A 25,431-nucleotide genomic window follows, 5' to 3' on the forward strand; every position below is an offset into this window, starting at 1 on the left:
TCAGCGTCTCCCCGGATCAGCAGGGGGTCAGTGCGACGACGACGTGGGAGGTTTGTACAGCTTCCGCACCGCGGCCTCGATGTCGCCGCCTCCGCCTTCGACGGCCTCCATGTACAAGCGGCCCTCGGCGACCAGACCATCGCGCACGACGAAGATCGTGACTCCCCGCATGGCGAAGACCGATCCGTCCAAGTGGCGGCCTTGCCAACTCCACTCGCCCCACTCGGTCTCGCCGTCCACCGCTGAGGCCACCAGCTCGGACGTGAAGTCAGGGACTCCCTCAAAGGCTGACGACCAGTTCTCGAGCACCTGAGCGCTCCCACCAAACCCACGACTGGGGTGCACCGGCTGCGCGCTTCGGTAGTCAGGAGCGAAGAGGGACGCCAGCCGCCGAGCGTCGTGCGCGTTCGTCGCATCCCGGAGCCGCTCCATCATGGTGGTCATATCTTGACGGTAGCCCGGCCGGCCGGCGCTGATGCGCGTTCGGCGGCACGTCCGCACGTGCCGCGCGCAGGACTTTCAACGATGCCTGGACCCGAGGACGTGACTATGAGCGGGGGTGTCAGTGGGCGGGCTCTGGCCAGCCGCTAACGCTCTGCGAGACCATCAGACATGGAGCCCTCGTCGCCCGTCGTGACCCGCTGGTTGGCCGCTGGTGACTCAGGTGAGGTCGAGGCGTTCGACGAGCTCTTGCACGGCGATGTCGTCGTCCATGCACCAAGAGGCCTATCGACCAAGAATCTCGAAGCAGAAAAGCAGGTGTGGCGGGACGCCGTGGCAGCGATAGCGGATCTTCGCCACGAGGTTCAGGAGGTCGTGGCGGAGGGGGACGTCGAAATGGCACGCGTCGTCGTCACCGGCAAGCTCCTTCGTCAGTTCGCCGGCGTCTCTGGGAGTGGCCGATTATTCCGGATGGATCAGGCAGTGATCTGCCATCTGGATGGCGGCAAGATTCTCGAAGCCTGGGAGATCGCCGACCTTGGGTCCTTGGTCGACGACATCTCGTGACACGGCGGCACTGCCCGCGCCTGAGTGAACGTCCTGTCATGCCGCGACGGGAGCGCTGTCCATGCCGTCGGCGGCGGCCTACGATTCCCGAGTGCCAAGACAGCGGAAGCGTGAGCCGGGGCGAGTGCTACGAATACCGCTCGGCGACGGATACGTCGGTTGGGGTCGCCAACTTCGCGGCGCCCAGGTCGAGTTCTACGCTCGCTTCGATGTCGTCGACGACGCGCAGAACGTCGACGTCCGCGACGTGGTCGGCAGCAAGGGCGTTCGCGCTGTCGGTGATGGACAGCGCCTTTCGGGAGTCGTCAGGCTGGGAGCTGCTTGATGTCGCCGCCCTGAGCCGCGACGAAGCGGCTGAGACCTACCGGTCGTTCAAGCAGGATGCCCTTTCTGGAGCACTCAGCCTGTGCTGGGTCGCGCCGGACGGATCTTGGGGAGAAGAGGAGGCGACCGCCTCGCAATGCGCCGGTTTGGAGCGCGCGGCGGTCTGGTCTGCTTCGCACGTGGAGGATCGCCTTCGTGACTATCGAGCCGGGCGTCCGAACAAGTGGACCCAGGCTTTGACGCTGAAGACTGACTAACGCGCATCTTGCTGCCGCAACCGCTGAACTCACCCGAAACCGCTCCAGCCACGACCGATATCCACGCATGCCACCCCTCGAACTGAACGCATCAGGGCGCAGGAGACCGACAGAAGTCTCGCGTCGGTAGGTTGCGTTCCATGCACGATGACGAAGGTCCAGGCTGGGAAGCGATCGAAGCCGCGGTGAGCGAACACCTGCGTCCGGAAGGCAAGCCGGTGCACTGGTCGACCGGTGTGCTACCTGGTCAAGGCGGCGTTTACGGCATCAGTGCCTATCGGCTTCCCGGCACATGGTTCTTCGTTACGTTCGGGCTGACCGAGCAGTACGCGAAGGAGAGTGAGGACGCATCGGTTAGCGGCTGGGGCTTCGAGTTGACGATGCGCACACCCCGAGCTTCCGACGAGATGCATCCGCCGGCGTGGCCGCTCACGCTCTTGAGCCGGCTGGGGGCATACGTGTTCACCAGCGGCTCGCCCTTCGCGACAGGGCACCGGCTGGATCCTGGCGGACCGATCACGGGGTCGCAGGACACACGCCTGACCGCCGTCGCTGTCGGCGCCGACCCCGACCTTCCGTCCCTGACCACCGCGAACGGGTCGGTCCAGTTCCTGCAGGGCATCGGCATCACGGATGCCGAACTCGAGCTGATGAAGCGGTCCTCGACAGCCCAGGTACTCGAGGACCTGAGCCTCAAGAACCCGACACTGGTGACCGACCCCGGTCGATAGATGGTGCGCGCTAATGCCGCTCTGCGGGCGACGCCCGACCATGCCGCGATGAGCGCGGTTCTGACGAGATGATTGCGTCCCGAGCGACGGGGATGAGACGGTCGCACAGCAGTTTCACCGCATCGAGCGCCTCCCTCACCTACCGAATCACCAACACGAAGAGCAGCGACACGTGCGCACCCGGCCACGCCACCGGTGTGGTGCGGATGTGACTGGAGCGGATAGCGGGCACAGAGGGCCGTCCAGTCGGGTCTTTCGCCCCGTGACCACGCGAAGCATGGGGCGCAGGCTGGATTCATGGACGCCGAGGCCCTCCCCCTGCACCCGTCTGCCGACGAGTTGCTGCACGCCCTCGGGCACGCCGTGATCGCGACGGACACGCGGGGGACGGTGCTGTCCTGGAACGACGCCGCCGAGCAGCTGTACGGCTGGCCCGCCGCGGAGGCCGTAGGGCGTGACATCACGGAGGTGACGGTGCCGGAGGTCTCCCAGCAGGCGGCGGCGGAGATCATGGCTGCTCTGCGGGAAGGCCGTCCATGGTCCGGTGGATTCCCGGTTCGAAACCGGAGCGGCAAGATTCTGCACGCACTGGTCACCGACAGCGGCGTGTACCGCGACGGGGAGCTGATCGGCATCGTCGGCGCCTCCCTCAACCTCGGCGACGCCGTCCGGCACCTGATGGAGCGCTCCAGCGACGCCGCAGTCCTGGTCGACGAGCACCATGTCGTCGATTACGCCAGCCCAGCGGTCGCGAACCTCTTCGGCTGGCCAGTCGACGAGGTCGTAGGCACACCCATCACGGACCGCATCCACCCCGAGGACCACCAAGCCTTCGAGGAGCTGCTGGCGGCCGACCCGCCCCGGGCGGAGCGGGTCGGTGAGCTCCGGGTCCGCACCGACGGCGCCTGGTCTCGGGTGGAGGTGGCGGTGACCGACCTCTACACCCAGCCCGGGTCGCACGGCCACGTCTGCAACATCCGACGCAGCGAGCGCCTCGCCCGCCTCGAGGAGCGCGAGCGCATCCTGGAGGCGGTCCACTCCCAGGTGCTCCAGGACCTGTTCGCGGCCGCGCTCGAGCTCGACCGCGCGCTGATGCACGCGACACCCTCGAGCGCGGCTCGGATCGATGCCGCTCGCGACGCCGTGGGTCGAGCCATGGAAACCCTCCGCGAGGTCGTCAAGCCGTAGTGGCCGGTTGAGCTGTCGTGGAATGCGTGACCGTCGCGACCTTCGCCGTGAGCCGAGCCCCCACCGCCGCACACGACCACCCAGAAGCAACGCACTCATCTGCCGCGACTGGTGAGTTCTCACCGGCTTGTTGTAGGGCGACCGTTAGCGCGCCGACAGCCCGCAGCACGTCGGCGATAGTCGGGACGCCCGACAACTCTCGCTGGGCGCTAGCCTCGAGTGCGTGGCGGCGCAGATCGAATACCGGTTCCTGTCTGCGATCCCGCCCCGGGCGGCGGGCATCACGCCGTACTTGCCGGCCGGAGACCCGTCGCAGCCGCGCACGGTCCGAGGACCCCTGGACCAGTACGCATACCTTCGGCGGCTCGCGCTGGACTGGCTCGACCGGTACGACAAGGCGGCCCTCGACGAGGCCGACGTGTTCGTCACATCGCACGAGGAGGGCATCGACGCAGAGCAGGCCGGGCACGACTTGTCGGTCTACCTGTGCAACTGGGTTGTCATGAACTCCGCGGCCGCCCAGTGGTTCCTCGACCCCCGTGGAGGTACCTGCTACGTGGAGCTCCCGGGCAGGCAGAGCCTGCTCGACCCCTACCGCCACGTCGTCGCCTGCCTGTCTGACCGCACTCCGGTCGCGCATCGGTTCGCACAGCAGGCCCGCAATCTGGGCGCATGAGCCGGCCCTGATCCAGCTCCCTTCACGGCTCTAAAAACGGCTACAGGCCGTGCGACTCTGCCGCTCGTTGGACGTTCGGCCGCCCGACCGTCGGTCGCGTCGATGTCCTGCGCCCACGCGAGGGTTCGAACGTCGACGCAGCGCTGGGGCGTGGTCCACCAAGATGGCAGTATGCGAAGCACTTCCTTGACTGTCTGGTCCTGTGCGGCCATGAGGGCCGACCATGCGGCACAGGGCCAGCGCACCGCCGACGACCTCACCGACCGGTTCGGCTAACGGTGCCCAGACGTTCGCAACATCGCCCCCGCTCGGCTCAAGCAGCCGTACTCGTTCTCCCCCTCGCCCTCCTCGGCACGGGGTGGCTCGCTGGGCACCGGTCAGACAGTGTCGTCGAGGCGCCGGCGTCGAGGTCCCTCGTCAACATCGTCGACACCACCGCCTTGACCGCGCCCGCCGTGAGGGATGCCAAGGCATCGTCGACGGGGGCCGGCCACGATGCAAACGCCAAAGGGCTCGTGGTCGAACCCGACCCGAGGTGGTTGGCGCGCACCGCTAAGCGCACCGGGATCCCTCTCGTGGCACTGCGCGCCTACGGCAGGGCATCGATCCTCGAGGCCACGGCGCGCCCCGGGTGCCAGGTGGGCTGGGCGACGCTGGCGGCTATCGGTGAGGTGGAGTCCGCCCACGGGACGATCGCCGGAACTCGTCTGCTGCAGGACGGGCGTACCTCCCGGCCGATTGTCGGCCCGGCGCTCGACGGCGAAGGCGGGGTGGCTGCGATCCGGCCCGACCCGGACGGAGAACGCGTACACGGTGACGACACCTGGGAGCATGCCATCGGTCCGATGCAGTTCCTTCCCGGCTCCTGGCGCACCTTCGGCGCCGACGCGGACGCGGACGGCGTCGCAGACCCCTCTGACATCGACGATGCGGCATGGGGAGCGGCGCAACACCTGTGCTCGGGCGGACTCGATCTCCGGGACGGCGCCGACTGGACGCAAGCCGTGCTGCACTACAACGCCTCTGACGCGTATGTCAACAAGGTATTCAACGTCGCGGAGGCCTACGCACGGTCGGCCTCGAGGGGCTGATCGGCCAGCAGCCGTGGGCGAGCATGTACGCCCAGGGCCATGGTCGCCACTGGCTGTCGACCAGCCACCTCATCGAGGCCCACCAACGCCAGTGGGCCCAGCCTGCACCTGAGTCACCACGACGAGCCCGTGAGCCCGTCACGCTCATGCCGCTGATCGGTCGTGTCGATGGGCGGACGTCCCCAGCCACCACTGCGGGATTGCCGCGCTCGGTGCATTCGAGGCGGCGGCAGTCGTGCTATCTGAGAGCCTCCACCGTGTGGTGGCTGCGTAGGCGAGGGGCGATCCTCGCAGTGCGGACAAAGAGTCCCGCTATCGCCGACGCCAATCCGCTCTTGCCTTTCTGGGTGCTTCGGTCGCTCGACGGCCGCGGTTGACTTGCGTGGGCTCAGCGTGCGGGTGAAATGCCCCCGGACGCCAGGCGCATCAGCGGCGTGTCGAAGTCGGGATCCTGCGAGGTGGATGGCCGGCGGGCCGAGGTGCTGCCGAACGGGTGCTGGTAGGTGTCCCACGAGGTGTTGAGCACCTCGTCTTCGAGGCCGCTGCGGTACAGCGCAGCGGCCTCGACCGCGGCGCGCGTCATCCGCGTGGTCATTGACGGGTCGGCCCAGTCCTCAGGTGCGGCGAACAGCGAGGTCGGTACGGTGACCGCGCGCATGAAGGCGAACAGTGGCCTGAGGTGGTCGTCGAGCACCATCGCGTGGCGTGCGCTGCCGGCGGTGGCGGCGAGCAACACGACCTTGCCGACCATGAGGTCGTTGTCCAGCACGTCGATGAAGGACTTGAGCAGGCCGCTCACACCAGCCTTGTAGATGGGCGTGCTGGCAATCAGTACGTCGGCCCCGCCGATGGTGTCGATGGCCTGTTGCAGGGCAGGGCTGGTCAGGCCGCCGACCAGCGTGCTGGCGATGTCGGTGGCCAGCGGCCCGAGCTCGACTGCTGAGGTGCGCACGGTCAGCTGGTGCCGGCCGAAGGCCTCGCGGACCGTGGCGGCGAGCCGGTCGGCCAGGAGCCGGGTTGACGAGGGCTCGCTGACCCCGGCGCTGATCACCGCGACGTGTACCTGACCGCGGTCGACTGTGGTGGTTTCCATGGGCTGCGGACTCGGCTCAGGCGGTGGCGCGGTCGGTGTGGACGGCATCGTCTGAGTAGGGAGTGGGTCCGGTCAGGTTGTCTCCCCGGTTGGCGTTGGGGGTGGGCTGTCGAGCCTGCTGGTCGCCGTACTTCGTGCGCACCAGTGTTTCGTGGGTCGGGGCGTCGGGCGCGCCTGGTGCTCGAACGCCCGCCATCTCGCGGCGGAGCAACGGCACTACCTCGGTGCCGAGCAGCTCGATCTGGTCGAGCACGGCCTCTACCGGCAGCCCCATGCTGTCGACGTTCCACAGCTGGCGCTGGTAGTCGCCGAAGCCCGTACGGAAGCTCATGGTCTTGTCGATGACCTGCTGTGGACTGCCCACGCTCATCGGGGTGTCGCGCATGTAGTCCTCGAGAGAGTAGGAGTGGCCGTAGATCGGGGAGTTCTCGAAGAACGGCCGGAACCCGGCGACGGCGTCTTGTGAGCGTCGGGCGATGAACGAGTGTCCGCCCAGGCCGACGATCGCCTGCTCGCGGGTGCCGTGGCCGTAGTGCTCGAACCGGCGTCGGTACAGATCCACCAGAGGCTTGAAGTGGAAGTTCGGTGCGAGGACGTTGTTGGCGAAGAACCCGTTGCCGTAGTAGGCCGCCTGCTCGGCGATCTCCGGCGTGCGGATGGAGCCGTGCCACACGAATGGTGGCACGCCGTCCAGGGGGCGCGGCGTGGCGGTGAAGCCCTGCAAAGGCGTGCGGAACTGGCCTTCCCAGTCCACGACGTCCTCGCGCCAGAGCCGGTGTAACAGGTTGTAGTTCTCCAGGGCCAGCGCGATGCCCTGGCGGATGTCCTGACCGAACCATGCGTAGACCGGGACGGTGTTGCCGCGGCCGACCATGAGGTCCAGCCGTCCGCGTGCAACGTGTTGGAGCATCGCGTAGTCCTCAGCGACCTTCACCGGGTCGTTGGTGGTCATCAACGTCACCGAGGTGCTGAGGATGATGCGCTCGGTCAGCGCGGCGATGTGGCCCAGCAGCGTCGTCGGGGAGGAGGGGATGAACGGCGGGTTGTGGTGCTCGCCGAGCGCGAAGACGTCTAGGCCGACCTCGTCCGCCTTCGTCGCGATCCTGATCAGCGACTGGATGCGCTCCGCCTCGCTGGGGGTCCGCTCGCTCACCGGGTTCCGGGTGACATCACCGACCGAGAAGATTCCGAACTGCATGCTCATTTCCTTCGTCGTAGGTACTTGCTCGGTGACGCAGATCCTCGAGGGCATCCATTCGGAGTGCCATGGTGTGGTGAACCGGGGACGAGCGCCGGAGGTCAGCTGAAGGAGTAGGGGCCGAAGCGCCCCCAGGCCACGACGACGGCCATCACGAGCAGCACCACGTTGATGACGATGTTCCTGGTCTCACCACGTCGGGCGTGGGTGATCACGGCGCCGATCATCAGCAGCACCAGGCCAGCAGCAGCCAGGGGGACGATGATGGGTGCAACGTCGAGCACAGCGGGAAGGATCAGTCCGGTCGCGGCCAGGACCTCCAGGGTCCCGATCAGCTTGAGCATCTGGGGAGAGAAGTCCTCGGTCCACGCCATGTTCGGTGAGGCGGCGAGCTTCTCCTTTGACTGCAGCAGCTTTCCCGCGCCGGCCGCCAAGAACATGGCCGCGAGCAGACCTGCGAGGATCCAGAGGAAGACGTTCATCGGCGGTGCCCTTCCGGAGCTTCAGTCGAGGTCGGCAATGGGTCATGCCGCCGGTGCGGTTGCCGTCGTGCGCAGGGGGGCGAGTGCATTGGTCCAGGCGATGACCTGATCCAGCTGAGTCGACAGCGACGAAGCGAGGTAGTCTTTCGGCTTGAAGACGCTGAAGTTCTCGAACTCGGTGAGCAGTGAGATGGCGACCTGCTGGCGGACGTCAGCCATCTGCAGCTCACCGGCCACCAGACGCAGGTGCTCGACCGCACGGGTGCCGCCAGCGGTCCCGTAGGAGACGAATCCGACCGCCTTGTTGTTCCACTCGCGGTGCAGGTAGTCGATGGCGTTCTTGAGCACGCCTGAGGTGCTGTGGTTGTACTCCGGGGTCACCATCACGAACCCGTCGAGCGAGGCGATCTTCGCCGCCCAGACCTTGGTGTGGTCGTTCTGGTACTGGCCCAGGGAAGGTGGTAGCGGCTCGTCCATGTGGGGAAGCCGGTAGTCCTGCAGATCGACTAGCTCGAACTGCGCGTCTCCGCGCCGGGACGCAACGTCGAACACCCACCTGGCCACCTGTTCGCCGTTGCGGTTGGGGCGGGTGCTGCCAAGGATGATGCCGATCCGAGCCATGACGGTGCCTCTCCACGAGATAGTTGCTAGAGCAAGCAAATACCTTGAATACTTGTCGTGTCAAGTACTACGATGGGCGGGTGAGCAAGAAGGACACAGATGCCTCGCCGGTCCCCCTGACTGCGGACGAGGAGGACTTCTTCCGTGCGTTCATGCGCGCGATGATCGCCGTCCCCCGGGCGTTCGATGCCGACCTGCTGGGTGAGCAGGGGATGTCCGTGAGTGAGTACGGGGTCCTCATGCGTCTGTCGGAGGCACCTGAGCGGCGGTTGCGGATGAGCGACCTGGCGGTCGCTAGCTCACTGTCTTTGAGCGGGATGACGCGGATCGTCGCCCGCCTGGAGAAGCAGGATCTGGTGCGACGCGAGCGGTGTGCCACCGATGCGCGCGGCTGGCTCGCAGTGCTCACCGACAATGGTTGGGAACGGCTTCGGGCGGCATGGCCGACACACTTGGTCAGTGTGCGGCGCCACATGATGGACCACTTGAGCGGACTCGAGCTCGGGCCGCTGACTGCGGCCTTTCGCTGTTTTGCAGCGGATGCCGACGCGACTGAAGTGAACTCATAGCTCGCGCCAGTTCACCTGCGACCGACGTGGCCGGAGTTGTTGGTGTGCGCCCGCGGAAGCACAGCGGGCATTCAGACATCTGCGAGAAGTTGCATACGTCCAAGAGCGGACGCGCGCTACGTGGCAAACGAGTCATCTTCACTTGGCTGCTGAGCTCGACGTCCGATCATGCCGCTCTGCGAGCGATCGTGCCGATGTGTGAGGCCCCCATGGAGATCGGAGCTTCACCTCGCCTTCACAGCTGCTTTGGATTGGGTAGCCTGAACGAAGGCGGCGAATCCTGCCCATGGATTCTCTGGACTGAGGGGCGGCGGCATGACGGCATCAGAGGTCGCAGGCGACAAGGTCGAGCGCGCCTCCGTCTCCTCTGATGTGGCCCCCGCTCTCGGCCGCCTCGCGGAAGCTGCACTGCAGGCCGCGGCTGCCAAGCTGTCGCACAAGGTCGATGACTGGATTCGCGAGATCGAGGAGTACTCGGCCTCCGAGGGAGCGACCGGGAGAGCCGCCCTTGAGGGCCTGAAGGCCCGCTTGCTGGGAAAGAACCCTGTGTGGGCGGCGATGAAGGGCGCGTGGTGGGGAGCCAGCGTCCCGCTCAGGTTGGTCGCGGTGCTGGGCCTGCTGCTTGTCCTGCTGCTTGCCCCGGAGGTGTTGCTGCTGCTGCTCCTCGGACTCCTCGTCGCCGCGATCGTGGCAGGCATTAGAGCCGCCACTCGGTGACTGGTGTGGGCGCTGTCTAGGCTGCGTCATGCCGCTGCCTGGGTCACTCGTGTGCCGATGGGTGATGCCTGAGGTGGCTGCTGCCCCCATGGGAGGTGGACCGCTACCTGCCCCTTAGTCCTCGACGACGTCGATTGCGTTGGCGGCTAACCTATCGGCTTCGCCCGCGAGCTCTCGTGCAGTGTCGCGGTGCCGAAGATGACCTCCACGACGTCCGCGAAACCGCTGGGTGCTGGCGCTCAAGGCCCCTCATACAGCTGCTCGGTCGTGATCACGTGCGTTCGATGGTTGGGCAGCCCCTCGCCGCCCTGATCAGCTGGTGGTCTTGCCCGGCCCTTGGTTCCGCGGCTCCTGAAGGTTCGGCTGGCCTTCGGAGAACAAGAGCGTAGTTCTGTCGTCGAGAACCACCGAGTCTGCTCAGAAGGAGCGCCCGGGATCCCACCTCGGACGCTGCGGGAACGAAAAGAGGGCTCTACCTGCATCAGCCGTGCGGAGCTCTCTCATGTTCTGTTGTGAAGAGGTGAGGGGGGCGGCGGCCGCTCGGGGCTTCGATGGCCGTCCGTTACCCGCTCCATCGCCCCAGGCGAGAGCCGTCAAACGCGAAGGCTAGCCGTGGGATCAAGCACGACTACCGAAACTCGGGTCATGCGTGGGCGGTTCGCACCTTGGCCCTCACGGGCCGACCCCCCAGACGCTGAACGGGTGCTGGCCCAGGGCTACACCAAAGGACGTAGAGCCCGCTACTGCCGCGAGGGGAAGCGCCCGGAGCAGCGCTTTCGCAGAGTAAGGCTGTCACGTACACAACTCGGGGCCAAGGGGACCTGATGAAGCCATGTCCGAACTCACGTCAACGCTCCACCTCGGCCACGATCAGCAGACGACTCGTCCCCGCTGTCGGGGCCCTGAGCCTCGTGGGCCTCGCCATGGTTCCCGTCGGCGCCGCGAGCGGGGCATCGACGTATCTTTACGTCCGCACCACAGGCTGCTCTGACACCGGGACGGGCACGGCGACTCTGCCGTACTGCACGATCGTCAAGGCAGCCAAGGTCGCTGTCGCCGGCCAGACCGTCGTTGTCTCGGCCGGCACCTATACCGGGGAGGTATCCCCCTGGCACTCAGGTGTGTCGGGCTCGCCGATAACCTTCCGGCCGGCCACCGGTGCCACCGTCGTCATCTCGGGTCCGCGCCACGGGTTCACGATCTCCAACCAGAGTTGGATCACGGTGTCCGGGTTCCGGATCCAGAACACGACCAGCTCCGGCGTGTATGTGTCCAATGCCAAGGGGCTCAGCATCACCGGGAACAGAGTGCAGACCTCGGGACGGCGCGTCTCCGGGGCCACGGGCTACGGGATGTACCTCAATGCCATGAGCTCCTCGTCGGTGAAGAGCAACGTCGTCACCAACAACGCTGGGTCGGGCATCTTCATCGCCGGCGCTTCTACCGGTAACCAGGTCACGAGCAACGAGGTCTCCTACAACGCGTTCGGCTACGTGCGCAACGCGGTGGGCATCGACGTGCGTGGGCCGGGCAACCTCATCAAGGCCAACCGGATCCACCACAACGAGGACTCCGGCATCCAGATCTTCACGGGCGGGGACCGCAACCAGATCGTCAACAACATCGTGTACGCGAACATGGGCTTCACGACCACCGCGCAGACCAACTGCGCTCACCCCAGCACCGGAAACACGTCCGGCTGCATCACCGGTGACCATGGCATCGACAGCTCTGGGGTCACTGGCGGCTCCATCGTCGGGAACACCGTCTATGGCAACGCGACCTCGGGCATCAACCTCGAGGGACTGGCCGCCGGCACGAGCAGTGGCGTCACGATCGCCAACAACATCGCGACCGACAATGGTATCCGGTGCCCAAATGGCGTCGGCGGGACGGTCAAGTGCCCCAGGACGGGCGGCAATATTCGGGTGGACGCCAACTCGAGGTTGGGCACCAGCGTGAACTTCGACCTCGTGAACCTGAGCGCTCCAGGGACCATGATGGTTTGGGGTACGACCTCCTACACCACCCTGGCGGGCTTCCGCACCGCCAGCGGCCAGGAGGCGCGGGGCCTGCAAGCCGACCCGCGCTTCACCAATGCAGCCACGGGCACTTTCACCCTCGCGGCTGGGTCACCGGCCGTCGACTCGGCCAACTCGGGGGCGCCGAGCCAGACCACATCCGACGCACCCGGCCACACACGCGTGGACGACCCTGCTACTCGGAACACCGGCATCGGCCCTCGATCCTTCGATGACCGGGGCGCCTACGAGTACCAGCCGGGAAGCTAGGCGGCAGCCGTCAGCGGCGTAATGCACGGGACCAGAAGCTCCGTGCCAGCCGCCAGGATGTCACGGTCGAACGTATGCGGCTGGCCAGGAGTAGGTCACCGATGAGGAGACCGTGACCGCGCAGTCCTCAGGCGCCATAGGGCCGAACGTCCGGTTACCTCCGGCAGGAGCCGCGCGGCTGGCCACTCGCGCCGGCGGTAGGTGAGGGCGCCGGATGCCATCCACCTACGCGCCGGAGGCACACCTCTCGGTTGGACGCGACAGGATCCAAGCGCACGCACTTCGATCGTCACCGAGCATTGGTTCGTGCTCCCAGCTCGGATCTAACCGTCCCACGATCGTCGCTCGCGTGAAATCAGACCCGAGCGTGCAGCGGGGCAACCAGGGACATCGACGCGCCAGCGCGGCGTACTTCACAGGCAGCCTGCGATGACCGACGAGATACCCCGCGAGGGGTTCTCAATGCCGCAGAAGGCTCACCCCGCCCCAGCTCCTGAGCGCCGTCCCCCAATCTCGGGGTGACGGCCGATTGGAGTGAATGCCGTTCGCCGCAGTCCCTTCCATGACTCTGATCGTGCCGTGACCGGCGATGACCGGATCCCGCGCCCGCTGCTGGGTGACGATGGCGTACGGCTGGCGCAGGATCGCCGCAGCGATCGCGGTTTGCGCCTGGCGTAGCGGGCGGCGTACGCCCGGTTGGTCTGCAGGCACCCCCACACTGTCCGCCAGGACGCGACCGCAGCCGGGGACGCCCGGCGCCGGTGAGGCGGGCGCGGGCGGTGAACGTGCCGGACTTGCGCTCGCGCGGTGCGAGTCCGGCGTGTTTGACCACGGCCCGGCGGAGGTGAACCGGGTCAGGTCACCGGTCTCGGCGAGGATCGCCACAGCCCCGACCGGTGACAGCCCGTCGATGCTCGTGGCCAACGTCGTGAGTCCGAGCTCGTCGAGCGTTGCAGTCGTGGGCGCCTCGACGTCGGCCAGCTTGACGGGGGTCTCGTCCCGGGGAAGTTCATGGTGCGTCTTGGGGCGGAGTACGACAGGCCTGCGCCAGTGCCGGCGGAAGAGTCCTCGGGAACTACGGCGCACGCTCCGGGTTCCGGTGCACGCTACAAGCCGTCCCGGATACGAAGAGCTGAGAACCCTGTTCCTCGTGCAGGCAGCTCTCGCGGACAAACGTCCGGAACTGTCGCAGACCGGACACTGCGGCTGGCTGCCTCGCGATGGTCTTCAGCACCGTCGATGCCTGGCGGTTTCGTCGCCCTGGTGCGAAGGGTCGCTGATGAGAGCCTCACCGGACGTCCTGGCCGACAGGATGGCTACCTCCTCGACGTGAGTGCATCGCCCTGCGACGCGACGCGGGCTGCGATACCTGCCCCCAGCAGTGCGAGCGCGCATCCCACAGACCTGACCCAACTACCCGGCTCCCCGAGGCGATAGAGGAAGGGCCTCCGAACCGGCGTTTCCGCAGTTCAGAGGCCCTTCTCGGCACCGGGTGGCAGGCGAAGGATTCGAACCTTCGTAGCTCCCGCGACGGATTTACAGTCCGCGCAATGTGATTTGCTCACCTGCGAGGACGCAGCAGTGCCAACACCTTCCCCACGAAATCCCCACAAACAGTCGCTGCCAACCGCCGAAAGGCGTGGCCCATCGGACGCCCGCAACGCGCTGCAGCCGTGACCGCCTGTAGCGGTGTATTGGACTGAGCCTCGATCAAAGGAAGTTCATGTCTGTTCCGGATCTGCCGTCATCGCGCGACGGGTTCGGCCGGGAGGCCCCCGAACGGCTCTGACATTGCTTCACCCTCGACCTTGAATGTATATTCGCTGTTGAATCGTGAAAGATCGAGCACGCCTTCGAGAGGGGGCGAGCGTGTCACGAGCTCATGACCGCGAAGCGAGCACTATGGGCGTTATGCCCCAGAAGCAGATGTGCGACGCCGCGACGGCGTGCCAGAATCTCCTGCGCCCGTCCCGTCACTCCGGAGGCATGATGGTCAACCCGTTGAACGCTGGCGACGACTCCGCAGCTGGATTCGCGACGTCCGAGGACACGCGCCTCATGACGAAGGTGGCGCGCATGTACCACGAGCAGGGGGTGCGCCAGCCCGAGATCGCTAAGCGCTTGAACATCTCGCAACCGCGGGTCTCCCGCCTGCTCAAGAAGGCCGTCGCCACTGGGATCGTTCGCACGACGGTCGTCGCCCCTCGCGGCGTCTTCGCCGAGATCGAAGACGAGATCGAGAAGCGGTACGGCCTGCGTGAGGTCGTGGTTGCCGACACCGGCGAGGAGGACGACGAGTTCGTCATCGCCCCGGCACTGGGTGCTGCGGCGGCGTTCTACCTTGAAACGACCTTGGCCGGCGGTGAGCGCATCGGCGTCTCCTCATGGAGCTCCACTCTCCTGGCGACCGTCGACTCCATGCGGCCGCGCACCAGCCACGAGTGCGAGTCCGTCGTGCAGGTGCTCGGCGGCCTCGGACAGCCTTCCGCCCAAGCGCGCGCGACGCATCTGGTGGGCCGCCTGGTGCAGGTTACGGGCGCCTCCGCGACTTATCTGCCGGCGCCCGGACTCGTCACGTCTGGCGCCACGCGGCGTGCGCTGATGCAGGAGGACAGCATCGCGCAGGCGATCGAGGCCTTTCCCCAGCTCACGGTTCTCCTCGCCGGCATCGGCAGTCTCCTGCCCTCCGCCCTGCTGCGCGCCAGCGGCAACGCGGTGAGCCCCGAGGACGAGGACCTCCTGCGCGACGCCGGCGCCGTGGGCGACGTGTGCATGCGGTTCTTCGACGCCGAGGGCAAGCCAATGAAGAGCCATCTGGACGATCGGATCCTCGGCATCGACAGCACTTCCCTCCTGCAGATCCCCCGCCGCATCGGCGTCGCCGGGGGCAGACGCAAGCACGAGGCGATTCGGGCAGCCCTGCTCGGCGGCTGGATCAACACGCTCGTGACCGACAGCGCCACCGCTGCCTACCTGCGAGCCGCGTCGCACTGAGCTCGGGCACGGAACCCAGCGCCTGAATTCCCCAATAGAGACCTGTAGCCGGCTCACGTGTACGAGCCGGCTACTGGCGTCCCCCCCAGCGCGGCGGCACCCTGCCGCCGGCCGACGACCGGGCGACCGTTGACACCCCCCGGGAGCCCGCCCTACCCTGTGACTGTCTTCATTCACTAGCGAATGGATATTCGATGACGAGTCCGGAACGTCCCCGTCCCATGCGAGGCGGGGCGGTGCTCGCCATCGACCAAGGCACGACAAACACCAAGGCGATGCTGCTCGACGCGGCTTCCGGCCTGGTCCTCGCCGAGGCCTCCGCTCCGACGAGCATCGTCTTCCCAGCGCCTGGCTGGGTCGAGCAGGATGCCGAACGCCTCTGGGCTGCGACCCTCGTCGCCATCGACGACTGCCTCGCGCAGCAGCCGGGCGCCGAGGTGATCGGCATCGGCATCTGCAATCAGCGGGAGACCGTCGTGTGCTGGAGTCGGAGCACGGGCCGTGCCCTTGGCCCGGTTCTTGGCTGGCAAGACGCCCGGACCGCCGCGTGGTGTGCCGATCTCGCGAGCCGGGAACCTACTGCAGTAGAGACGATTCGGCAGCGCACGGGGCTCTCCCTCGATCCCATGTTCTCGGCGCCGAAGTTCCGTGCCGCGATCGATGCTGCCGTCGCTGAGGGCGCGGATCCGACCGAAGTCGCTGTGGGCACCGTTGATGCTTGGCTCGTCTGGCGGCTGACCGGTCAGCATGTCACCGAGCTCGGCAACGCGTCGCGCACCCTGTTGCTCGACCTTGCCAGCCTGACGTGGCACGAGGACCTGCTGTCGCTCTTCGGCATCGACGCCACCCACTTGCCCGAGCTACGCCCGTCCGATGCCTCTTTCGGCGTCACGTCGACGGGGCACGGCCGGCTCCCGGCCGGCGTTCCGGTGCGCGCCGTCCTTGCCGACTCCCATGCGGCTCTCTACCATCACGGGTGCACGACGCCCGGCACCGGCAAGGCAACTTACGGGACTGGGACCTCGATCATGAGCCCTACCACCGACGCGACCCCCGGACCGCGCGGCATCGCCACGACCGTCGCTTGGCACCTGGGCGGGCGGCCGACCTACGCCCGCGAGGGCAACATCGTCGCCTCGGGCTCGGCCCTGGACTGGATGGCCTCAACACTCGGCTTCCCGGAGGGGACCGCGGGCGGGGCGCATCTGACTGCGCTGGCCTCCGAGGTGACCGACAGCGGCGGCGTCTGCTTCGTGCCCGCGTTCTCCGGGCTCGGTGCTCCGTACTGGGATCGTTCGGCGGTTGGCGTGCTCGTGGGCGTCTCCGCGGGCACGACCCGGGCACACCTGGCCCGCGCCGCGCTCGACGCGGTGGCACACCAGGTCGCCGCCGTCGTCGAAGCGATGGAGTCCGACGGCTCAGCCCGGATCAACACACTCCACGCCGACGGCGGTGCCACGGCGTCGGGACTGCTGATGCAGATCCAGGCGGACCTGCTAGGGCGGCCACTCGAGGTGGCGCGTAGCCCTGCCGCGTCGGCCCTCGGCGCCGCCCGCCTGGCCGCCGAGCAGCTCGGCGTCGCCACCCCACCGGCTGAGCAGGGACATCGCGTCGCACCCCACTCGGGCAACTGCCCCGACACGGACGCGGCCCGTCGCACCTGGAACCAAGCCATCGCTCGCTCACGCGGAATGCCTGTGCCGCAACCCCCTTCACCGCTGGGCGAGGACACCACCGAGAGGAACAACCCATGACCGACTACCCACCCTTCGGAGCGGGACTGTGGCACTTCGCGTCCTACGTGGACCGCTACGCCACCGACGGATACGCGCCCGAGGTGTCAACCTTGGAGCAGATCGCGCGCGCCGGCTCCGTAGGTGACCTGTCCTACGTCGACGTCCCCTACCCCTTCTCCGAGGGCGTCACAGCCGACGACGTCAAGCAGGCACTGGCCGACCACGGCCTTCAGGCCGTTGGCGTCACCCCCGAGATCTACATGCGCCGTTTCAGCAAGGGCGCGTTCACCAACCCCGACCCGGAGGTGCGCGCCTCGGCGCTCACCGTCCTCAACGAGGCAGCCGACATCGTCCGGGCCCTCGACGCGCGCTACCTCAAGGTGTGGCCGGGTCAGGACGGGTGGGACTACCCCTTGCAGGTCAACCATCACGAGCAGTGGGAGCTGGCCGTGTCCGGCATGCGCGAGCTCGCCCAGGCCAACCCCGATATCAAGATCGTCATCGAGTACAAGCCGCGCGAGCCGCGCAACAAGATGTTCTGGGACTCAGCGGCAAAGACCGTCCTCGGCATCAAGGCGATGGGCGTCGACAACGTCGGTGTGCTCCTCGACTTCGGCCACGCCCTCTTCGGCGGCGAGTCGCCCGCGGCCGCCGCCCAGCTGCTCATCGACCACGACCTTTTGTGGGCCATGGACGTCAACGACAACTTGCGCAGCTGGGACGACGACATGGTCGTCGGAACGGTCCACCCCATCGAGCTGTTCGAGTTCTTCTACACCCTCAAGATCAACGGGTGGGAGGGCGTCTGGCAGCTCGACCAGTTCCCCTTCCGTGAGGACACCGTCGAGGCGGCCAGGCTGTCGATCCGCTTCCTCAAGGCCATCTACCGCTCCCTGGAGCAGCTCGACATCGAGGCGCTCAGGGCCGCGCAGGCCCGGCAGGACGCCCTCGGTGCCCAGAGGCTGGTCCAGAATGTCCTCTTTGCCAACATCAGGGGGGAGGAATGACGACGACGGAGGACCTCGTCCCCCATGTCGACGCCGGAGCAGTACCCCAGGACACGCTCACGGTCCTCGGGCGGGTGGCCGCCGACGCAACGCCCAAGCAGGCCATCGCGCACCTCGCCGAAGCTGCACGTCTGGTCCGACGCCGGGATATCGAGATGGTGCGAGCGGCGGGGCTCGGGCACGTTGGCGGTGAGTTCTCCGTCATCGACGTCCTCGTCACCCTCTACCTGCACGCCATGAACGTCTCGCCGGACCAACTCGAGGACCCCGAGCGGGACCGGTTCATCCTGTCCAAGGGCCACGCCGCTGCCGCGCTCTACACGACGCTGGCGATGGCCGGGTTCCTCGACCCGGCCCAGCTCGAGACGTTCATGCAGCCGCAGTCTCAGCTCAACGGCCACCCGGCTCGGACGAAAATCGCCGCCGTCGAGGCCAGCACCGGGCCGCTAGGGCACGGGCTGCCCATCGCGGTCGGCACGGCGTTCGCCGGCAAGCTCGACGGCTCCGCCCGACGCACGTTCGTCGTTGTGGGTGACGGCGAGCTGCAGGAAGGCTCCAACTGGGAAGCCCTCATGACCGCTGGAAACCACCGGTTGTCCCACCTGTGCGTCATCGTTGACCGCAACCGCTTGCAGCAGGGCGCGCGAGTCGCCGACACCAACGACCTGGAGCCGCTCGCCGACAAGCTCGCCGCGTTCGGCCTAGAGGTTGTCGAGGTGGACGGGCACGACCACGGCGCGCTCCTCGACGTCTTTGCGCACGTGCCCGCGGCATCTGGAAAGCCGACCGCTGTCGTCGCGCACACGTTGAAGGGCCACCCGATCTCTTTTATGTCCGACAACGTCGCCTGGCACCACAAGGTCCCCTCGGCCGACCAAGTGACCCAGGCCCTCGCCGAGCTGGAGCAATGATGACCACCACCACCGCGCCGACGACGCCCACGACCCCGGCACCACTGCACGACTGTCGCGATGCGTGGGTGTCCGCCCTCGTCGAGCTGGCAGAGGCTGACGATCGCATCGTTGCCGTAGTGAACGATTCGGTCGGCTCGAGCAAGCTCGCCCCGTTCCAGGAGCGCTTCCCCGAGCGTCTCGTCAACGTGGGCATCGCCGAGCAGGACATGGTCGGCGTTGGCGCCGGCCTCGCCAACGGCGGAAAGGTGCCGTTCGTCTCCGCGGCCGCGTGCTTCCTCACCGCTCGGGCCATGGAGCAGATCAAGGTCGACGCAGCGTACTCGCGGCACCACATGGTCCTTGTCGGGCAGAGCCCGGGCATGGCCTACGGCGAGCTCGGCCCGACCCACCACTCGATCGAGGACCTCGCCTGGCTGCGGGCCATCCCCGGGCTGACCGTCATCGTGCCGACCGACCCAACTGAGACGGCGCAGGCCGTCCGCTGGGCAGCCGGCGCGGGGGTCCCAGTCTTCATCCGAGTCAGCCGCATGGGCGTACCTGAGGTCATGCCGGACGGGTATGAGTTCCAGCCGGGCCGTGCGGTCCAGCTCCGCGAGGGGAGTGACATCACGGTCGTCGCCACTGGCACCGCGGTGGCCCGCGCCCTCGAAGCGGCGACGCTGCTGGAGGGCCAAGGTGTCGACGCGCGGGTGCTCGCGATGCCGACGATCAAGCCCCTGGACGGCGACGCCCTGCTGAGCGCCGCCGCAGAGACAGCCGGCATCGTCACCGTCGAAGAGGCACTCACTTCCGGTCTCGGAGGTGCTGTGGCGGAGTACCTGTCGACGCGACGGCCGACTCTGCTGCGATTCGTCGGCGTGCCGGACACGTTCGCGCCGACCGGGTCGGTCGAGTGGCTGATGGACCATTTCCGGATCAGCGCCGATGGCATTGCCGCAGCGGCCCAGGAGATCCTTGTGCGTCGCTGAGCGGCACGCCTGTCCATGCCGTCAACCAGTCGCCGGGTCGGTGTCCACCCCAAGGGGGACACCGACCCGGCTTCGTTTTGGCGTCAGTCGCATCCGGGACAGCGCTCACTTCGGGTCTTCCCCACGTCGCCACACGTCGGGTGACTTCGTATGCCGGCGGCCGCGATGAAGTTGCATCGCGTCCTTGGTGCAGTGCGCCGCTGAAGGCTCTGGGTTTGAACGTCTCGAAGCACGGGTTGGGTGGTCGTCCACTGGTGGGCAGCGTCAGTGCAAGGGCTCTGGACGTCCGGCTCACCGCAGATGGGGCTCCTCGCTCGGGCGACCTGGGGCAGGCGGCGCTTCGCCCGCTGAGTTGGCGACTCCGTGCCTCGCTCGTGGATCTTCTCGAGAGCCTCGCCGCGTGCCCGACTGGCAAGACGCCGGCCCCGCAGTGGAGAACTCACTCCCCCGGACGATCGGCCCCGCGTCCCTCCAACGCTTGCGGAGCAAACCGCCCGCTAGCGAGGGGCGCCGCGGGAGCCGGCAGCACGGCCTCGTCGAAGCACGGAGACCGCATCGCCAACACCCGGGGGACGCCGGCGCATACGCCGGAGCCGGGGCGGCCGCTGATGCGACCGCCCCGGCTCCGAGTGACGGGTGAAAGAGGGTGCGTCAGCCTGCGACGGCGAAGTTGTTCACCTTGTCGGCGTTGTCCTTGATGACGAGGATGCAGTCGACCGATTGCTTTTCCGGCTGGGAGGCCTTGCCGCCGGCCTTGATGTAGCCGTCGGCCTGCTGGACGGCCATTTCGGCGATCTGGCTGGCCGGCTGAAGAACGGTCGCCTTGATCTTGGCCGCAGTGATCGAGCTCACGACGTCCGGGCTGCCGTCGAAGCCGACGACGACGACGTCCTTCTTGCCGGCCGCGTCGAGTGCCGCCTGCGCGCCAAGGGCCATGGTGTCGTTGCCGGCGATGATGCCCTTGATGTCGGGGTGGGCCTGCAGGATCGTCTGTGTCTTCGCGAGCGCCTCGGCCTGGTCCCAGTTGGCCGTTTGCTGGGCGACCATCTTCATGGCCGGGATCTGGTCGAGGATGTCGTGGTAGCCCTTCGAGCGGACACCGGCGTTCGTGTCGGTTTCCTTGCCGAGCAGCTCGGCGTAGCTGCCGGAGTTCTTCATCTCCTTGGCGAACTCTTGCCCGCCGAGGGAGGCGCCCTGTGCGTTGTTGGAGACGATCTGGGCGACGGCGACACCGGTCTGGTTGATCTCACGGTCGATGAGGAACGAGGGGATGCCCGCGTCCTTGGCCTTCTTGACGGCGGTGACGGTGACGTCGGCGCCGGCGTTGTCGAGGATGATCGCCGCGGCCTTGCGCGAGATCGCGGTGTCGAAGGCCTGGCTCTGCTTCGTCGGGTCGTCGTCGTGGCTGATGACGAGCGTCTCGTAGCCGAGCTCTTTGGCCTTGGCCGCCGCGGCGTCCTGCTCGGCCTTGAAGAAGACGTTGTCGGGAGAGGGCGTGATGATGACGACGAGCTTGGACCCCGAGCCCGCGGCGGCGGCCGCGGAGGAGGTGCTGTCGCTGGTCGAGCCGCCGGAGCTGCTACCGCAGGCGGCCGTGCCGAGGACGAGGGCCGCAGCGGCGACGGGCAGCAGCGCCCGGCTCATACGTGAGGTGTGACGGAACATGAAGGTCCTTTCGGGATGGCTGAACTGGATCACTGCTGAATCGTTGGAGCTGGTGTGGTTGATTGGTGGTCAGGCGTTGTGTGTGGGTGCGGGCGTCCCACCGTTCGCGAGTCGGTCGCGTGCGGTTCAGGCGGCCCTCTGCGACAGCGCGGTCTGGAGTCGCTGCTGGGCCTGCTCAAGGACGATGGCCAGGATGATGACGGCGCCTTTGACCACGGACTGCCAGAACGTCGAGACGCCGACGAGGACAAGGCCGTCGGCCAGGAAGCCAATGACGAAGGCGCCCATGACGGTGCCCACGATGCTGCCGCGACCCCCACTGAGCGCCGTGCCGCCGAGGACGGCTGCAGCGATGGCGTTGAGCTCGTAGGTCGTGGCGGTGTCGGGGTAGGCCGCACCGAGCTCGGAGGTGAGGAGCATGCCGGCCACGGCCGCGCAGGCTCCGCTGATGACGTACACGGCGATGGTGATCCGCGGGACGCGAATGCCGGCGAGGACCGCCGCGCGGTCGTTGCCGCCGACGGCGTAGATACGCCGCCCAAACGGCGTCTTGGTCGTGACGATGACGGCAATGACCGCGACGACAATCATGATCCACACCGCGACGGGGATTCCGAACCAGCTGTCGACGCCGATGATGTGGAAGCCCTCGTTACCGTGCGCCGGGCTGCCGGCCAGGTTGGGGAAGGTGCCGCCGTTGCTGAGCAGCTGAGCCGCGCCCCGGGCCACGTAAAGCATGCCCAAGGTCGCGATGAAGGGCGCCACCCGGAACTTCGTGATGAGGATGCCGTTGACCCACCCAACCAGGCACCCAACGAGGATGCCGACGAGGATGACAGCTCCGACCGAGAGGTAGAGCACTCCGCCGCCGGGCAGCGTGAGACCGGCGAAGAGCAGGCCGCCGACGATCATGCTGGACAGGCCGGCGATTGACCCCACGGATAGGTCGATGCCGCCGGTGAGGATGACGAATGTGACGCCGATCGCCAGGATCGCGTTGATGGCCACGTGCTTGGTCATCACGATGAGGTTGCTCGAGGTGAGGTAGTCGTGCGACATCGTGCCGAAGAGGATGATGAGCAGGACGAGGACGACGAGCGTGCGACCGCGCAACAGCAGCAGTCCAATTCGGGCCAGCGTGTCACCGCGCTTGCCATCGTCGTTCTGCAGCGTCGGCGGTGGCTGAGTCGACGTGGCGGGCGCGACGTCCGTGTTGCTCATTCGGGGACCTCCGTGGCTGGGGTGGAGAGGATGTCGGCTCCGGCCGCCGCTGCGGCAAGCACGGCGTCGGAGGCGGAGGCGGAGACGAGTGCCTCCTCGGTCAGGTCGGCGCCAGAAAGCTCGGCGGTGATGCGTCCCCGGGCCATGACGAGGACGCGGTCAGCCATGGCCATGACCTCGGCGAGCTCGGAGGAGATGAACAAGACGCCGTAGCCGGCACTCGCGAGATCGCTCATGATCTCGGCGATCTGGCTCTTGGCTCCGACGTCGATGCCGCGCGTCGGCTCGTCGAGCAGGAGGACGACGGGTTCGGTGAGCAGGGCCCGGGCGAGCACGACCTTCTGCTGGTTGCCGCCGCTCAGCGACGTGATGGGAGCGGCGAGGGCCGGGATCTTGATGGACAGCTCACGGACCTTGGCTCCGGCGATGCTGCGCTCGACCTTCTGGGCTATAAGGCCGTTTCGGGCCAGCCTGCCGATCGTCGAGATCAGGACGTTGTCGCCGACGCTCATGGTCTGCACGAGCCCGTCGCGCTGACGGTCCTCGGGCACGAGGGCCAAGCCGGCGGCCTGACGCGCGCGGACGTTGCTCTCCTTGACGAGGGCGCCCCGAACAGAGACCCGGCCGGTCGACGGGCGGCTGCCCATGAGCGCCTCGAACAGCTCGGTTCGCCCGGCCCCCATGAGGCCGTAGATGCCGACCACTTCACCCGCGCGTACCTGGAGGGACACGTCGGAGACCAGGTCGCGGGGAGAGCCGGGCACGGTCACACCCGACACTTCGAGCAGAACGTCGCCGATGTCGCCGGTCGACCGGGAGAACAGGGCGTCGGGGTCCTGGCCGACCATCTGCCGCACGATCCAAGCGGTGTCGGTCCCAGCCATCGGCTCATGGGCGACGACCGATCCGTCGCGCAGTACCGTGACGTAGTCACCGATGCGGCGGAACTCGTCAAGTTTGTGCGAGATGTAGATGATGGTGACGTCGTCGCGACGCAGGTCGTCCATGACCTTGAACAGGACGTCGACCTCATGGTTGGACAGGGCCGAGGTCGGCTCGTCCATGATGAGGATGCGCACATCCTCCAGCAGCACCCGGGCAATCTCGACGAGCTGCTGCTTGCCGATCGGCAACTCGCCGACGAGCATGTCCGGATCCAGCTCCTGCCCGAGACGCTGGAGAGCGCCGGCTGCGCGCCGCCGCTGGGCGGCGTGGTCCACGAACCGCCGCCCACGCCGCAGCTCGCGCCCGGCGAAGAGGTTCTCGGCGATCGACAGGTTTGGGAAGAGGCTCAGCTCCTGGTGGATGATGCCGATGCCGTACGCGATCGCATCACGCGGACTGCCGATGCTGACCGGCTCGTCATCCAGCAGGATCGTGCCCGAGCTCGGCTGCTCCGCACCCGCCAAGATCTTCATCAAGGTCGACTTGCCGGCGCCGTTCTCTCCAACAAGAACGTTGACCCGTCCGCGGTAGGCCTCGAACGTGACGCTCTTGAGGGCCCGGACGCCGCCGTAGGTCTTGGTAACGTCCACGGCGCGCAGGACGACGGCGTCGTTCGCTGCCGGCGTCGACTGCTGGGCTGCTGCAGGAATGCTCGTCACGAGGCAAGCGCCAACTGGGTCGGGACCATCAAGACCACGCCGGGGGCGACAAGCGAGAATGCCCCGGCGAAGGTCACCTTCTTGCCGACGAGGTCTTTGGCCTTGACCTTCGCGAGGACGTCGGATTTCACCTTGTTGTTCAGCTCGGTGGCAGCGTCGGCGTAGTTGAGTTGGTTGGTGAAGTCGCCGAACTTGATGAACTTGACGGCGTCGCGCAGGCCCGTACCGGCGATGACCGGCCCGGTCACGACCTGGATCTGGCCGGTCTTGCCCGCCAGCCCGTCGAGCCTGACCGTCAGAGGGTGCGTAGGTGAGTCCATGTCGACGGCGGTCACCGTGCCGGCGCCCTTGAGGAGGAAGGCGTACGGGCTCCCGGTGCCAGCCTGGTTGCCGTACTTCTTGCTCGCAGCGTCCTGGTCAGCCTCGAGCGCGGGAAGCAGCTCCGCCGCCGGGACGGCGTCCTTCTCGACGGTCGGCAGGACCTTCGAGGCCCAGATGCCGCTGACATACGCCTTGGCGTCGAAGGCTGCCGCAGCTCCACCGGCGCCGGCCGACTTCTCCTGGCCGGCCGGGACATAGGTGTACACCCCCGGGACGCGCGAGCAGGCACCGAGGGATCCGCCGACGATCAGAGCGGTGGCAAGTGCCACAAGTGAGCGGGCTGCAGTGTCGGACTGAATACCCATTCGCCATTGAACGAACATACGATGATGATGTCGAGCCCTGGCGCTCGTGTCAACGATTTGTCGAATTTCCGGCGCGCGCATCTCGAAGCCGCGGCTCGCGCGCGACCGATTTGAGCCCGACCCTCGCGAGCGCACTGGGGGCGAGCTGTCACCGTCGCCTGCCCGACGACGACATCGTGCGAGACCGGTCCGCTGGACCGCCCCCGGCCGACCAGCTCCTCGCAAGGGATGAGGAGAACGTAGGGCGTTGCACGTCTCACGGTGGAGGGGCTCGGCGCGCGACCTTGGGCTGCTCCACCCGGCCGCCGAGAACTTGGCGACGGCGGCAGAAGTCCGCCGCGATTGCGTACCCCTCCCCCATAGCCGCAGGTCAAGCAGGGCGGTCCCGAC

Annotated in this window: 24 protein-coding genes and 1 tRNA gene; 14 read left to right on the forward strand and 11 right to left on the reverse strand. The window is 67.3% G+C overall.

The features are described from left to right. Positions 1-27 precede the first annotated feature (27 nt). Entirely contained in the window at positions 28-444 is a 417-nt protein-coding gene (locus AC3WRT_RS01960; RefSeq protein ID WP_492718499.1) for a nuclear transport factor 2 family protein, read from the reverse strand. Positions 445-612: 168 nt separating this feature from the next. Here AC3WRT_RS01960 and AC3WRT_RS01965 point away from each other — a divergent pair, with 168 nt between their 5' ends. The 6 genes from AC3WRT_RS01965 (at position 613) to AC3WRT_RS01990 (ending at position 5,275) form a co-directional block, all read left to right on the forward strand. Beyond that, positions 613-1,008 carry an ester cyclase gene (locus AC3WRT_RS01965; protein ID WP_492718501.1) on the forward strand — a complete coding sequence of 132 codons (396 nt, stop codon included), beginning with the start codon at positions 613-615 and terminating at the stop codon, positions 1,006-1,008. A gap of 209 nt (positions 1,009-1,217) precedes the next feature. Further along, the gene (locus AC3WRT_RS01970) at positions 1,218-1,589 is read left to right on the forward strand and encodes a hypothetical protein (RefSeq protein WP_492718503.1); all 372 of its coding nucleotides are present in this window, start codon (positions 1,218-1,220) and stop codon (positions 1,587-1,589) included. A 140-nt stretch (positions 1,590-1,729) separates the two neighbouring features. Further along, a complete protein-coding gene (locus AC3WRT_RS01975) occupies positions 1,730-2,320 on the forward strand; it encodes a suppressor of fused domain protein (RefSeq protein ID WP_492718504.1) in 591 nt (196 codons plus the stop codon). A gap of 297 nt (positions 2,321-2,617) precedes the next feature. Then, positions 2,618-3,508 (forward strand): PAS domain-containing protein, encoded by an 891-nt coding sequence (locus AC3WRT_RS01980; protein ID WP_492718506.1) that lies wholly within the window; start codon positions 2,618-2,620, stop codon positions 3,506-3,508. Between the two features lie 223 nt (positions 3,509-3,731). Continuing rightward, the gene (locus AC3WRT_RS01985; RefSeq protein ID WP_492718508.1) at positions 3,732-4,184 is read left to right on the forward strand and encodes a hypothetical protein; all 453 of its coding nucleotides are present in this window, start codon (positions 3,732-3,734) and stop codon (positions 4,182-4,184) included. A gap of 575 nt (positions 4,185-4,759) precedes the next feature. Next, a complete protein-coding gene (locus AC3WRT_RS01990) occupies positions 4,760-5,275 on the forward strand; it encodes a lytic murein transglycosylase (RefSeq protein ID WP_492718510.1) in 516 nt (171 codons plus the stop codon). Positions 5,276-5,663: 388 nt separating this feature from the next. Here the strand turns inward: AC3WRT_RS01990 and AC3WRT_RS01995 are convergent, their stop codons facing one another. From AC3WRT_RS01995 to AC3WRT_RS02010, 4 genes are all read right to left on the reverse strand, one after another. Then, positions 5,664-6,368 carry a CE1759 family FMN reductase gene (locus AC3WRT_RS01995; RefSeq protein WP_492718512.1) on the reverse strand — a complete coding sequence of 235 codons (705 nt, stop codon included), beginning with the start codon at positions 6,366-6,368 and terminating at the stop codon, positions 5,664-5,666. A 16-nt stretch (positions 6,369-6,384) separates the two neighbouring features. After that, positions 6,385-7,566, reverse strand: a complete 1,182-nt coding sequence (locus AC3WRT_RS02000; protein ID WP_492718515.1) for a CE1758 family FMN-dependent luciferase-like monooxygenase — start codon at positions 7,564-7,566, stop codon at positions 6,385-6,387. A 101-nt stretch (positions 7,567-7,667) separates the two neighbouring features. Continuing rightward, positions 7,668-8,048, reverse strand: a complete 381-nt coding sequence (locus AC3WRT_RS02005) for a DoxX family protein (RefSeq protein ID WP_492718518.1) — start codon at positions 8,046-8,048, stop codon at positions 7,668-7,670. Positions 8,049-8,090: 42 nt separating this feature from the next. After that, positions 8,091-8,669, reverse strand: coding sequence for an NADPH-dependent FMN reductase (locus AC3WRT_RS02010; protein ID WP_492718520.1), 579 nt, complete (start codon positions 8,667-8,669; stop codon positions 8,091-8,093). Positions 8,670-8,749: 80 nt separating this feature from the next. On the opposite strand from AC3WRT_RS02010, the gene AC3WRT_RS02015 reads away from it, so the two are divergent. From AC3WRT_RS02015 to AC3WRT_RS02025, 3 genes are all read left to right on the forward strand, one after another. Then, positions 8,750-9,238, forward strand: coding sequence for a MarR family winged helix-turn-helix transcriptional regulator (locus AC3WRT_RS02015; protein ID WP_492718523.1), 489 nt, complete (start codon positions 8,750-8,752; stop codon positions 9,236-9,238). Positions 9,239-9,553: 315 nt separating this feature from the next. Continuing rightward, complete coding sequence (locus tag AC3WRT_RS02020) at positions 9,554-9,955, forward strand: hypothetical protein (protein WP_492718526.1); 402 nt, start codon at positions 9,554-9,556, stop codon at positions 9,953-9,955. Between the two features lie 824 nt (positions 9,956-10,779). Next, positions 10,780-12,246, forward strand: a complete 1,467-nt coding sequence (locus tag AC3WRT_RS02025) for a right-handed parallel beta-helix repeat-containing protein (RefSeq protein ID WP_492718528.1) — start codon at positions 10,780-10,782, stop codon at positions 12,244-12,246. A gap of 355 nt (positions 12,247-12,601) precedes the next feature. On the opposite strand, the gene AC3WRT_RS02030 is transcribed toward AC3WRT_RS02025, so the two are convergent. Further along, a complete protein-coding gene (locus AC3WRT_RS02030) occupies positions 12,602-13,078 on the reverse strand; it encodes a transposase (RefSeq protein ID WP_492718531.1) in 477 nt (158 codons plus the stop codon). Positions 13,079-13,740: 662 nt separating this feature from the next. Next, a tRNA-Ser gene (locus AC3WRT_RS02035) sits at positions 13,741-13,815 on the reverse strand. Between the two features lie 342 nt (positions 13,816-14,157). On the opposite strand from AC3WRT_RS02035, the gene AC3WRT_RS02040 reads away from it, so the two are divergent. The 5 genes from AC3WRT_RS02040 (at position 14,158) to AC3WRT_RS02060 (ending at position 19,865) form a co-directional block, all read left to right on the forward strand. Next, entirely contained in the window at positions 14,158-15,240 is a 1,083-nt protein-coding gene (locus AC3WRT_RS02040; protein WP_492718535.1) for a sugar-binding transcriptional regulator, read from the forward strand. 194 nt (positions 15,241-15,434) lie between these two features. Next, the gene (locus AC3WRT_RS02045) at positions 15,435-16,994 is read left to right on the forward strand and encodes an FGGY-family carbohydrate kinase (RefSeq protein ID WP_492718538.1); all 1,560 of its coding nucleotides are present in this window, start codon (positions 15,435-15,437) and stop codon (positions 16,992-16,994) included. Beyond that, on the forward strand, positions 16,991-17,983 hold the full coding sequence (locus AC3WRT_RS02050) for a sugar phosphate isomerase/epimerase family protein (protein ID WP_492718541.1): 993 nt from the start codon (positions 16,991-16,993) through the stop codon (positions 17,981-17,983). Before AC3WRT_RS02045 ends, AC3WRT_RS02050 begins: the two co-directional genes overlap by 4 nt. Beyond that, positions 17,980-18,894: a transketolase gene (locus AC3WRT_RS02055; RefSeq protein ID WP_492718543.1), complete on the forward strand. Its 915-nt coding sequence runs from the start codon at positions 17,980-17,982 to the stop codon at positions 18,892-18,894. Before AC3WRT_RS02050 ends, AC3WRT_RS02055 begins: the two co-directional genes overlap by 4 nt. Next, on the forward strand, positions 18,894-19,865 hold the full coding sequence (locus tag AC3WRT_RS02060; protein ID WP_492718545.1) for a transketolase family protein: 972 nt from the start codon (positions 18,894-18,896) through the stop codon (positions 19,863-19,865). Before AC3WRT_RS02055 ends, AC3WRT_RS02060 begins: the two co-directional genes overlap by 1 nt. Before the next feature lie 651 nt (positions 19,866-20,516). On the opposite strand, the gene AC3WRT_RS02065 is transcribed toward AC3WRT_RS02060, so the two are convergent. The 4 genes from AC3WRT_RS02065 to AC3WRT_RS02080 all read right to left on the reverse strand — a co-directional run bounded on the left by AC3WRT_RS02065 (position 20,517) and on the right by AC3WRT_RS02080 (position 25,041). Next, on the reverse strand, positions 20,517-21,563 hold the full coding sequence (locus AC3WRT_RS02065) for a D-ribose ABC transporter substrate-binding protein (protein ID WP_492718547.1): 1,047 nt from the start codon (positions 21,561-21,563) through the stop codon (positions 20,517-20,519). Positions 21,564-21,656: 93 nt separating this feature from the next. Then, complete coding sequence (locus AC3WRT_RS02070) at positions 21,657-22,751, reverse strand: ABC transporter permease (protein ID WP_492718549.1); 1,095 nt, start codon at positions 22,749-22,751, stop codon at positions 21,657-21,659. After that, positions 22,748-24,355 carry a sugar ABC transporter ATP-binding protein gene (locus tag AC3WRT_RS02075; protein ID WP_492718551.1) on the reverse strand — a complete coding sequence of 536 codons (1,608 nt, stop codon included), beginning with the start codon at positions 24,353-24,355 and terminating at the stop codon, positions 22,748-22,750. The genes AC3WRT_RS02070 and AC3WRT_RS02075 overlap by 4 nt, the downstream gene beginning before the upstream one ends. Continuing rightward, positions 24,352-25,041, reverse strand: coding sequence for a DUF2291 family protein (locus AC3WRT_RS02080; RefSeq protein WP_492718553.1), 690 nt, complete (start codon positions 25,039-25,041; stop codon positions 24,352-24,354). The genes AC3WRT_RS02075 and AC3WRT_RS02080 overlap by 4 nt, the downstream gene beginning before the upstream one ends. Positions 25,042-25,431: the final 390 nt, after the last annotated feature.

Source organism: Terrabacter sp. FW104-15G4B (assembly GCF_058790095.1).